At 70.8% G+C, this 10,726-nt stretch carries 8 protein-coding genes; 6 read left to right on the top strand and 2 right to left on the bottom strand.

The genetic code is table 11. The features are described from left to right. Positions 1 to 171 precede the first annotated feature (171 nt). The 6 genes from ABD339_RS32820 (at position 172) to ABD339_RS32795 (ending at position 8,765) form a co-directional block, all read left to right on the top strand. A complete protein-coding gene (locus ABD339_RS32820) occupies positions 172 to 1,371 on the top strand; it encodes a DegT/DnrJ/EryC1/StrS family aminotransferase (protein WP_344570834.1) in 1,200 nt (399 codons plus the stop codon). A gap of 6 nt (positions 1,372 to 1,377) precedes the next feature. Continuing rightward, positions 1,378 to 2,553 carry a histidine phosphatase family protein gene (locus ABD339_RS32815; protein WP_344570833.1) on the top strand — a complete coding sequence of 392 codons (1,176 nt, stop codon included), beginning with the start codon at positions 1,378 to 1,380 and terminating at the stop codon, positions 2,551 to 2,553. Continuing rightward, positions 2,550 to 4,463 carry an LOG family protein gene (locus tag ABD339_RS32810; protein ID WP_344570832.1) on the top strand — a complete coding sequence of 638 codons (1,914 nt, stop codon included), beginning with the start codon at positions 2,550 to 2,552 and terminating at the stop codon, positions 4,461 to 4,463. Before ABD339_RS32815 ends, ABD339_RS32810 begins: the two co-directional genes overlap by 4 nt. Then, complete coding sequence (locus ABD339_RS32805) at positions 4,460 to 5,470, top strand: glycosyltransferase family 2 protein (RefSeq protein WP_344570831.1); 1,011 nt, start codon at positions 4,460 to 4,462, stop codon at positions 5,468 to 5,470. Before ABD339_RS32810 ends, ABD339_RS32805 begins: the two co-directional genes overlap by 4 nt. 77 nt (positions 5,471 to 5,547) lie before the next feature. After that, positions 5,548 to 6,888, top strand: a complete 1,341-nt coding sequence (locus ABD339_RS32800) for a DUF6271 family protein (RefSeq protein ID WP_344570830.1) — start codon at positions 5,548 to 5,550, stop codon at positions 6,886 to 6,888. Between the two features lie 110 nt (positions 6,889 to 6,998). After that, positions 6,999 to 8,765 (top strand): asparagine synthetase B family protein, encoded by a 1,767-nt coding sequence (locus ABD339_RS32795; protein WP_344570829.1) that lies wholly within the window; start codon positions 6,999 to 7,001, stop codon positions 8,763 to 8,765. A gap of 349 nt (positions 8,766 to 9,114) precedes the next feature. Here ABD339_RS32795 and ABD339_RS32790 read toward each other — a convergent pair whose 3' ends face one another. Both ABD339_RS32790 and ABD339_RS32785 read right to left on the bottom strand, forming a co-directional pair. Then, positions 9,115 to 9,660, bottom strand: coding sequence for a hypothetical protein (locus tag ABD339_RS32790; RefSeq protein ID WP_344570828.1), 546 nt, complete (start codon positions 9,658 to 9,660; stop codon positions 9,115 to 9,117). A 70-nt stretch (positions 9,661 to 9,730) separates the two neighbouring features. Further along, complete coding sequence (locus ABD339_RS32785; protein WP_344570827.1) at positions 9,731 to 10,522, bottom strand: NucA/NucB deoxyribonuclease domain-containing protein; 792 nt, start codon at positions 10,520 to 10,522, stop codon at positions 9,731 to 9,733. Positions 10,523 to 10,726 lie beyond the last annotated feature (204 nt).

The following is a 10,726-nucleotide window of genomic DNA, read 5'->3' as shown; positions in this document are numbered from 1 at the left end:
CTCCGATACCCGGGCGCAGGTCGAGCGGCTGGAGGCGCGCTACGGGCCGGTCCAGCACATGCACGCGCTGCCTCCGTCCGCACTGCCCATGTTCCGCCGAAGCACCGTACGCGTGGTGCCCGGCGGGCTCCGAAGCACCGAGCCTCTGCTCGTGAGGATGTGATCGCCACAATGACAACTACGACGGCCGCCACGCACCGGCCCCGGATCGTCAACCCGCATCAGCTCTTCGACCTCTCCCAGGAGGACACCTCGTCTTTGACCCATCTGCGGACCGTGCTAGGCGATGGGCAGCTCTTCCGCTACGTCGAGAGCGATCGCGAATCGGCGAACACCCTGGTCGAAAGGTATTTCGCGGAGCACTTCGGCAAGGAGCGTGCCGTGGCGGTGGCCAACGGCACCGTGGGCCTGCGACTGACGCTGCGCGCCCTGGGCATCGGCCCGGGCCACCGGGTCGCGGTCAACGCCTACGCCTTCATCGCCTGCGCCATGGCGATCTTGGCCGTCGGTGCCGAACCGGTGCCGCTCGACATGGGGGCGCAACAGCCGCTGAGCGCCGACGCCGACGCCCTGGAACGGTTCGAGGACCGCCTCGATGCTGTGCTCATCGTGCACGTCCAAGGGCACGCCCTGCCCGCCGGACAGGTACGGGCCGAGTGCGACCGGCGCGGCATCCCGCTCATCGAGGATGTTTGCCAGGCGCTGGGCGCGGGTTCCCCCGACGGCGGCGCCGGCCACCTCGGGGATGTCGCGGTGACCAGCTTCCAGCAGGCCAAGCAGATCTCCGCGGGTGAGGGCGGGCTGGTCGCCGGCCCGGCGGACGTGGTCGAACGGGTCTACCGCATGGCCGACCTGGGCGCGGTGCGGCACGAGGGCGGGCTGCCGGACTGGGACGACGAGCGCGCGATCATAGGCGACAACCAGCGTATGACGGAGCTTCAGGCGGCGCTCGTCATGGATCAGGCAGAGGTCCTGGACGAGACCCTGGCCCGGCAGCGTGAACGCCGCGACCGGCTGCGCGCGGCCCTGGGCGACGTGCCCGTGCTGGAGAGCGCGCACCCGGCCGGGGACGCCGGCTCACACACTCTTTTTCTGGCCCAAGACGACTCCTCGGCAACGGAGTTCCGCAACGCACTGGCAGCGCGCGGGGTGCTCGCTCGGGTGGTCTGGAAGAAGACCTGGCTGGAGTACGGTCTCTTCCAGCGCGAGTTGGGGGGCTCGGCCGGCGCCCCTCCGTTTCCGAAGAAGGCTGTCGCGCTCGCCTCCAGAATCCTCAGCGTCCCGACCTCGAAGTACGTGACGGACACCGCCGTCGCGCAGGTGGCCGACGCTATCGCGTCCGGCCGCCGCCACCTCGCCCAGGAAAGGTAATACCGCATGACACCCTTCGCGCTGCTGCTGCGAGGCCTGCCGAACTCCGGCAAGACGACTACCGCCGCGCTGCTCCGCGACCGACTCGTGCCCTCGGTGCGCGTCTCCAACGACTCCGTGCGCTACATGGCCCAGCCCCGGGACTTCAGCGACTTCACTCTCGTGGCCTCCGAGCTGGGCTGCCTGGACCTTGCCGCGTCCTACCTGGACAGCGGCTTCGTCCCGGTGATCGACGGGGTCTTCGAGGACATCGATTTCCTCTCGGCGCAGGAACTGCGCTTCCGCAGAAAGGGAATGCGGCTGGTCACCATCACCCTGGAGGGCAGCCTGGGCGACCTGCTCGACCGCAATGCCGCCCGCGCCGAGCTGGCCCGAATGGACGAGGACCGGATGCGGGAGCTGCACGGCCAGTTCCGGCCCAGCGGTATCACACTGTCCATCGACGGCAAGCAGCCCGAGGAGGTAGCCGATGACGTGCTGGATCTCCTGGAACTGCTGCCTCCGGCCGAGGCCGAGGCCGAGGCGAGCACGGGCGCCGAGGGCACGGCCGAGGTCCTGTTCCTTCGGCACGGCGCCCCCGACTACCCTGCCGACGTCTACCCCGACCCCTACACGATGGGACTGTCGGCACGGGGCCGGGACGAGGCAAGAGCGGCCCGGGCGGCGGTGCGGCGGTTCGCCCCTGACGTCGTCTACACCTCTGACTTCCGGCGTGCGGAGGAGACAGCCGAACTGGCGGCCGACGGCCTCGGCCTGCCGTTGCACCGGGAACCGGCCCTGCGCGAGCGGGTCTTCCACCAACTCGCCGGAGTCCCCCTCGACGAGGTCAGGACCCTGCTCGGCCCGGAAGCCCAGCACGTGCTGCACGGCAACAGCGACCTGTGCGAGTGGGGTACGGAGGAGACCTACGAGCAGGCCAGGACCCGGGTGCTCAGCTTCTTCGAGGAGCTGGCCGCCCGGCATCCCGGCCGGCGGGTGCTGGTCGTCGGCCACGGTGGGCCGCACGCCTGGCTCACGGAACGGGCCCTGGGAGCCGAGATGCGGGGGGTGCGGCGCATGCGCTGGGGCACCGGCCACTTCTCCCGGTTCCAGGTGACACCCGAAGAGGTCGCACTGGAGTTCCTCAACCGGTCCCCCGAGGACATCGCCCGGGCCCCGGGCGAGCGGAAGGAGGCACTATGAGCGCGCGGAACACCCGCCGGGCCCACCGGATCGCGGTGGTTGCCACGCCCTTCGGTTTCGGCCCGGCCTCCAAGGCGTACAGCATCGGGCAGGTCCTGCGTGACGAGTGGGGCATGGACATTCAGTTCTACGGAAGGGACTCCGCCTGGGACTTCTTCGCCGCGCAGCCAGAGGTGCGGCCCCGGCGGCCGGAGGAGCTCGGTCGGCCCGACTCGGCCGACGCCGTCGTGAACGTCCTGGCACCGGAGCTGATCCGCTCCCCCGCCACGGCGGCCATGACCTACTACGTGGACAGTCTGGGATTCATGTGGCAGCCGTCGGACATACCCACAGACAGCCTGCTCAAGCGGGTCCGCGGCTACTTCGCCCAAGACCTGTTCGGCAGCGCGGCCAACCTCGTCGCGCTGGGGGTCCCCGGAGTGACCCCGGTCTCCGGCATCGTCGCCCCGACGGCGCCGGGACCGGCGCTGCCGGGAAAGTGGACGGGGCGCCGGGTGCTGGTGCAACTGGGCGGGCTGAGCAACCCGGCCGGGCACGGCTCCGGCCAGGTGTATCTCGCGCTGGCCCAGCGGCTGCTCACCGCGCTGCGGGACATCTCCGGTGAGTTGAGCATCGCGATGAATCACGCGGGCGGCCGGTTCTCACTGGACGTCGGACACCCAGCCCGGCAGTTATCCGGCGGCGAGTTCCATTCCGAACTCGCCGACTGCGGCGCAGTGCTCAGCTCGCCGGGCATGACCACGCTGATCGAGGCGTCCCGGGCGCGGCGCCCCTATGTACCGCTACCACCGCAGAACTGGAGTCAGGTGGTCATCTGCCAACACCTTGCCCGACGTTCCGAGCTGGGCGTGTGGGAGTTCCTGACCGGCCCGTACGCCACGATCGACGCCCGGGCGCCCGAGGCTGACAAGGCGGCACAGGTACAGGAGGTGAACCGGACACTCGGCCGGGACGATGGCTACGCCGCGGCCTACGCAGACCTGGCCCGCGCCGCATTGGCCGCGGGCGTGGCACCGGATGTGGGCGCACCGTTCGAGGGGGCCCGCGAGGTGGCCGCCGCTGTCGCGGCCGGCCTCGCGGACAGCCCGCAGCACGCCATCAGCATCACGCGCGGCGCCGGACGTCCGCGCGTTCGGAGCGGGCCCGCCGGGGCGGCGGACCACATGGGGCGGGAGACCGTGACCGGAACCACCACCGGCGGACTGGTGAGTGCCCTGCGCTCTCTCACCAAGGAGGTGGAGACCGCACGGAACTGGAGCGAGGTCTCCAGGGAATTGGCGCAGGAGCGGGTCGCCACGGTCTTCGGCTCGGCACGGGTGAGCCGCGAGGAGCCGGCCTACGCGATGGCCCGGGACTTGGGGGCAGCGCTGGCCGCCGGGGGCTGGACCACGGTCACCGGCGGCGGCCCCGGCATCATGCAGGCGGCCCGGGACGGCAGCGGGGAGAGCCTGTCCCGGGCGGTCCGGGTGGAGATCCCCGGTGAGGAACCGGAGACGTTCCTGGATCCGGCCCGGTCCATCACAGTGGCCACCTTTGCCTTGCGCAAGCTGCTGCTGACCCACGACATCGACGCGCTGTTCGTCTTCCCCGGCGGGGTCGGCACCTTCGACGAGCTGTACGAGGTCCTCGTCCACCAGGACACCAACCGGCTCGAACGCTTCCCCGTCGTGCTGATGCAGCCGCCCGGTGGTGAACTGTGGTCGGCCTGGCTGGAGTTCATGGACGAGCACCTGGTCCGCACCGGGCTGGCCAGTTCCTGGGTCACCGGGGACCTCGTGGTGGCCGGTTCCGTGGACGAGGCCGTCGCGGCGGTCGAGAAGCGGCACCCGGCCGCCACGAGGTCCCCCTCGGCCGACGGGTGCGGCGCGCCGTCCGGTGGCGGTCACCCGGCGACGGTGTTCCGCTCATGAGCACGGCGAGTGGCACGGCGGCCAGCGGGGCCGTCCCGGTGCGGGTCAGCGTCGTCATCCCGGCGTACAACGCATGCAGCACACTGCGGGCCTGTCTGCTGTCGCTGATCCACCAGCACCAGGGCCAGGAAGAGGACCAGGGCCGGGCGCAGGAGCGGAGCCCGGCAGTCGGCGGAACGGGGGCCGCGCCGCCGTTCACGTACGAGGTGATCGTCGTCGACGACGGCTCCTCGGACGGCACGGGTGACATGGTCGCCGCATTCCCCGACCGGCTCGACCTGCGCTACACCTTCTTGCCCCGCACAGCGCGATCCGGGCGGGCCCGGGCCCGCAACGCCGGTCTCGCCCTGGCCACCGGTGGCCTGGTCGTCACACTGGACGCGGACCAGGTGGTGGCACCCGGGTTCCTTGCCGAGCACGTGCGGCTGCACGCCGCCGACCCCGCGCTCCTGGTCGTAGGGCGGCGCCTCCAGCTGGACGAGGGCCGGTTCGACCAGGAGGCACTGGCCTGCGGCTTCCGTCCGGAGGCCCTCCCGCCGGTGGTGCGAGGAGACGAGCGGGAGCGGCTCTTCCGCCTCCTGGAGCGCCCGTTAACGGAAATGGCGACCTGCTGGCATCACGCCTGGACCTGCAACGCCTCCGCCGGCCGGGACCGGCTGGCCACGGTGGGTGGGTTCGATGAGAAGTTCTCCGGTTGGGGCCTGGAGGACGCCGAACTGGCCTACCGGCTCGTTCAGGACGGCGTCAGGATGCGCTACACCACCGCGGCCGTGGTCTACCACGAGCACCGCCAGCCTGTGACCGCCGCGATGTACCGGGAGTGGTGCCGCAATCTGGCGCACTTTGTCCGCCGGCACCCCGACCCGGTGGTGCGGCTCCAGGAGCGGTTCGCACCCGCCATCGACCCGGACCGATCCGCCCCCGGGACGTGGGAGGAGATCGCCGCGGGTTTCGAGCACGCCGCCCGCGCGCTGGGCTCCCACCCGCGCTCGCCGTCCGTCAGCTGACCGACCCGGCCTGCCGCGCCGGCCCGGCACCGGGCCGGCGCGGCAGGCCCCGCACCGAGAGGTCGTGCCACCCCACCATGCCCACACCGCCCACCCCCGCTACCGGCCCCGGGCGCCTCGGCACCGGTGCCCGAGTCGTCTACCTGCCTGTCAACCGCCCCTTCGAAGCGGCCTTCCGTTCGGTCGCCGCCGAGGTCACAGCGTTGCCAGAGGCAGCGCGCGCGGGCGTCACCCTGCTCGTCGTGGACGACTGCGGTCCGGCCGTCTCCCGCGCCAACCGCGAGGTCTGCAACGCCGTGGTCCGCGAAGCAGGTCCGCGCGTACGTGTCCTGGCCGCAGACGGCTGGCGCCGCCTGGTCAACGACCTACTCGCTGCCGCCGACCTCAAGGACCAGCACCGGAGCATCGCCGGGACCGCGCTGGTCAAGCCCTCTGGCTCGTATGGGGCAGGACCCAACAAGGCAGCCCTGATCGCTGCCCTGGAAGACGCCGTCTCGCTGCACCGGCGCGACAGCGACCAGATCACCGCGACCGACCCCGGCACCGGGGCCTCCCCGCTGCGTATCGAAGCTGAACTCTTCGACCGTGCCCGGGCCGGCAGCGGACCCGCCCCCTACTGCGTGGGCTCCTCCCTGACAGGGCGGCCCACCCGCGACCGCAGGGACCTGGAACACGGCTCGGCCGCGTACGTGGAGCGCATCGACGCGCTGAGCCGGCTGCCGGCCGACCCGCCCCGCCCCCAGCTTCCCGACCGGCCCGAACGGGCCGCTCTGCACGGCGGGCAGCACGCCGAACGCGATTACACCGGCACTGTGGAGATGGGCATCGCGGCCCTGCGGGAGGTGCACGAGTGGATTCCAGAGATGCCCGCCGTGGGCATCCTGGGCAGCGACTACTTCCAAAAGGGACTGCTCTATCAGCTCGACCTGCCGGTCTATCACCATGCGCGCACCGCCCGGCACGTGTACGAGCCGTGGCGCGCCCGGCAGAGCAGCGATGCCCATCTGGAGTGGTACGCGCGGGCCGAGTTGCGTTACACCGTGCTGCGCCGCCACTGGAATGCCTTCAACCGCCTCCTGACGGCCGATCCGGCGCAGGTGTTGCGAGATGGCCACTTCGACCAGGCAGCCTATGCGGAGCTGTTCGTTGAGGCGCTGCACAAGGGCACCGAGGGGGTCCAGAACATTCCGGGGGAGTTCGTGGCCGTCTACCGGGAGGCGGCGGCCGGGGCGAGCGGCGACGTGCGGCGGCGCCTCGCGGTGCGGGTGGCCGCGCTGGAGGAGGAGGCCGAGACGGCCGTCGGCTATGTGGCCGACGCTATCCACGAGTTCACCGGGCTCACCCGGCTGTGGCCCCGCCTGGTGGCCGCCGCCCGGCAGCTCGGCCGCACCAACGGGCTGGCGGTGTACACCTCCTAGGGCGCAGGCGCCTCCCGCATGGGTAAGTGTCCCCAGCGCGGGGACAGCCGGACAGAACCGAACCGCTGGCCCCGGCCGGCACGGACGCACGGGACCGGAAGGAGCAGAGCATGTGCGGCATCGGCGGCGTCATCCTGAAGCGGCGCTCAGCCACTGACAGGGACGGCATGATGAGACGGCTGCGCGCGAGCCTGGCTCACCGGGGCAGGAGCTCCGCCGGCGGCTTCACAGACGAACGGGCGGCCCTGCACTGTGCGCGGCACGCCGTCATCGCCGTCGAGGACGCCCGACAGCCCCTCCTTGACTCGCGGCGCAACCTCGTCATGGTGGGCAACGGGGAGATCCTCAACTACCGCGACCTCGTCCGGCGACTGCCGCCGGAGCGGGCCCGGCGGCTGCGACCGGGGGACCTCCAGGTCGCACTGGAGCTGTACGCCGAGCGGGGCGCCGACGCTTTTGAAGAGCTGCGCGGGCCGTTCGCGCTGGCCGCGTGGGACAGTCGGGCGGGCGAACTGACCCTGGTCCGCGACCGGTTGGGCGAGCGGCCCCTCTACTACTACGACTCACCCGACTTCTTCGCCTTTGCCTCGGAGATCCGCTGCCTGGCCGCGGCCCTGCCGCCGGGACTGCTCCACCGGGACGAGGCCGCGCTGCTGTCCTTCCTGGGCCTGGGCCGGATGACTGACGGCCGTACCCCCTACCGGGAGATCCGGACCGTCCCGGCGGGCGCGGTGCTGCGAATTGGCGGCGCGGGCGCCGGGCCACGACAACTCGCTTCACTGACGCCGGTCTCCGGGCTGCGCCCGGCGCCGGCCGGGCTGGAAGAGATCGACGAACTGCTCGCCCGCGCCCACCGCCGCGCGCTGGTGGCGGACCAGCCGGTCGCTGTGGGGTTCTCCGGCGGAATCGACTCCACCGCGGTGCTGCGGGCGGCGCAGGGGGGCGCGGGCGCAGCGGCCGTCGTCACCGTCTACTCCGAGCTGGCCCCGGCTTCCGACATCAACCTCCACCGGGCCCGTGAGCTGGCCCCGGTGCTCGGCGTGGAACTGACCGAGGTGCCCTTCCGCATGCCTACCCTGGACGGTGCCGAGGACATCCTGAACACGACGCTCGACGGGCCGGCCGCCGAGCCCCTCGTCCTGCACAACGACACGTTGCACGCCGCCGCCCGGGACCACTCCGCCGTGCTGCTCGGCGGGCACGGAGCCGACGAGGTCTTTGGCGGATACGTCCGCTATGCCGCACTACGCGCCGAGGCGGAGGCAGTGCCCACCCCGAAGTGGCTGGCCTCCTCGGCCTGGGAGCGATGGAACCGGGCGGCCGGTTGGCAGCGGTTCCTCCGAGACTTCGGCGCCCCCGACCTGGCCGCCGCCGCACCGGTTCCAGCCGATCCGCTGGAGCGGCCGTTCCCCTACGCGGACGCTGAGGAGGGCGACCGGGTGCTGTTCGGTCAGGCATTGGACCTCTTCCGGCTGATGACGTACGACAACTTCCGCGCCACCGACGAGAACGGCATCGCGCGGCAAGTGGAGGTACGCTCCCCGTTCTTCGACATCGACCTCGTGGCGGGCATCTACAGCCTTCCCGTGGCCGACCGCCTTGGGCAGGGCACCCCCAAGCCGCTGCTACGCCGGGCCTTCCAAGGGACTCCTCTGGCCGGGGCATTCACCGAACGCAAGGTCGGATTCGACGACCACTTCTCCTACTCGGACTGGATGGTGGAGAACTGGCCGCGGTTCTCCTCGGCGATCGTCGACGGGCCGCTGAAGGGCACCGGGATCCTGCGCGACGGAGCCCTGGATCGCCTGCAGGAGCGCGACTGGCGCACCCTGTGGCGGCTGTTCAGCCTGTCGACCTGGCTGACCCGAGCCGACTGACGGACCACCTCCGACGGAGGCGCTCATTGGTATCCGTGCGCCGATGTCGGTACGGGGGGGCCTGCCAGTGGCGGTGACCGGGCTGCTCGTACGTCCTGGACGAACGCCTACCGGAGATGCTTCCCGCAGGACGGAACTGTGCCGCACCGGCGCTGTCGCCGCACCGCGGTGGTGCGCAGGTGGGGGCTGCTGGGCCGTCGGGGGGCTGTGTTTCTGGCCGGAGGGGCGACGGGGGCGGGTCCGCTGTGGCGATCCCGGGAGTTCGAGGGTGGGGTGGATTACTGCGAGCGCGCACGGGGCGGCGCCTGCGCTCCAGCCGAGACCCGGGTGTCCGCCGGTCTGGGTGAGGTCAGGCTCTTCCAGCCGACCGGATTTCAGCCCCGTAGACATCTGTCCATTTGTGCACGTATGAGGGGCTTGGCGGGGCGGGCCACACCAGGAGGTAGTGCTCTTCGACGGGGTAGTCCTCGTCCTGCACGTCGAGGCGGACGCCTTCGTCACGGCCCCGGGCGTGGACGCGTACCCGGTAGGGGCCGGGCTGGGCGTGGGTGAAGTCGGGGAGTGCGCTGGCTTCTCTCTCTTCGTCCTCGTCTCCTGCGGTCAGTACGCCGGGGGTCTTGCCGGGGAGGGTCAGGCTGACTTCGGCGACTTCTTCCCACTCCTCCAGTTCGGGAGGCTCGGGGGCGGTGTCGCGGACGTCCACGGTCAGCAGGATGTCTCCGGTGTCGGTTCCGGTCCGCACGATCGCGAAGTCGCCGGGGTCGGCGAGTCTGCCCCGGGAGACGGAGTCCACCAGGCCGTTGGAGGCGGCCGGGCGTTGCAGGGCGCCGAAGGTCTCTCCGCGGATGGAGTACCGCCCGTCGGCGACGAACACCCGCTCCGTTTCCCGGGGCATGTCTCCTCCTACACCTCCACCCAGAATGCGTTGCCGTTGAGGATTCTCTGTTCCTCGTAGAAGCGGAGAATCAGGTCACCCTGCTGATCATTCTCCTCCTGGGTACGAAGGCCCACCCCCAGTCGGGGCTGGTGGTCTTCGACGCGCCCTGGTTCGTTGAGGCGAAGGGGTATTCGTCGCACGACTTGCCTGTCGGGCGGGGCCGGCTCTTGGGGCAGGCAATGTTCCGGTTCGCCAGGCGGATCTTCGCGTTGACCGTGCGGGACAACGGGTTGCCGCCGGACTTGAGGCCGTAATGGTGAGGGCCTTCCTTCTGGATCCGTCGGATGTTGTCCGCGAGGGCCGGCAGCTTCTTCATCGAGGTCATCGTCGGGATGTGCTTGGGGAACACGCAGCCGGCCGTGACGCGATTCAACACGTTGTCGCAGCACAGCGGTTCGGTCGCCACGGTCACGGGCTCCGTTGGCTTTGCCCAGTTGGGGCTGAAGAAGTGGTATTCCATTCCGGTGCTCTGTTTGCTTACCAGCTGGTTGTCCCCGTCGTGGACGCCGGAGTCGACGAGCCACCCACCCCAGGCGTAACCCTCGTCGACCACGAACTGGGACATCAGACTGCCCTCGGCCTTGCATATGCCTGGGCAGTCGGCGTCACCGGCCACGAGGACGCCGCCGTTCAGCCCCGAGCCGCCGAACTTGTCGATGCTGAGCTGGCTGCCCCAGGTCGAGTTCCCGGGTTCGGCGTAGGCGTGGCTTTCCTCGAAGTAGTCGATGTCGCCGACTTTCTCCCGCGTGCCGTCACTCCCGTAGGAGTAGATGTTCAGATCATGGTGCGCACCTGGCAGGCACGTTCCCGCTCCGCCCACCAGCCGCCGTCCACGTGGTCGTAGCACCAGCTCGGCACCGGGACTCGGCTGGGCTCTGCCGCCGGTTCCGGGTTGTTCCGCATCTGCTGTTGCTTGCTCTTGAGTATCCGTGCACGCTCAGTCGGTGTGGCCGATCGGGCGCACACCACATGCCTGTCGGTCGGATCCTGAGAGATCCGGGTCTCCGGGAGCTCGGCACAGGTG

Source organism: Streptomyces axinellae (genome assembly GCF_039532135.1).
Taxonomy (GTDB): Bacteria; Actinomycetota; Actinomycetes; order Streptomycetales; family Streptomycetaceae; genus Streptomyces; species Streptomyces axinellae.
The sequence above is the reverse complement of the archived record's forward strand: the minus strand, read 5'-3'. Positions and strand labels throughout refer to the sequence as shown.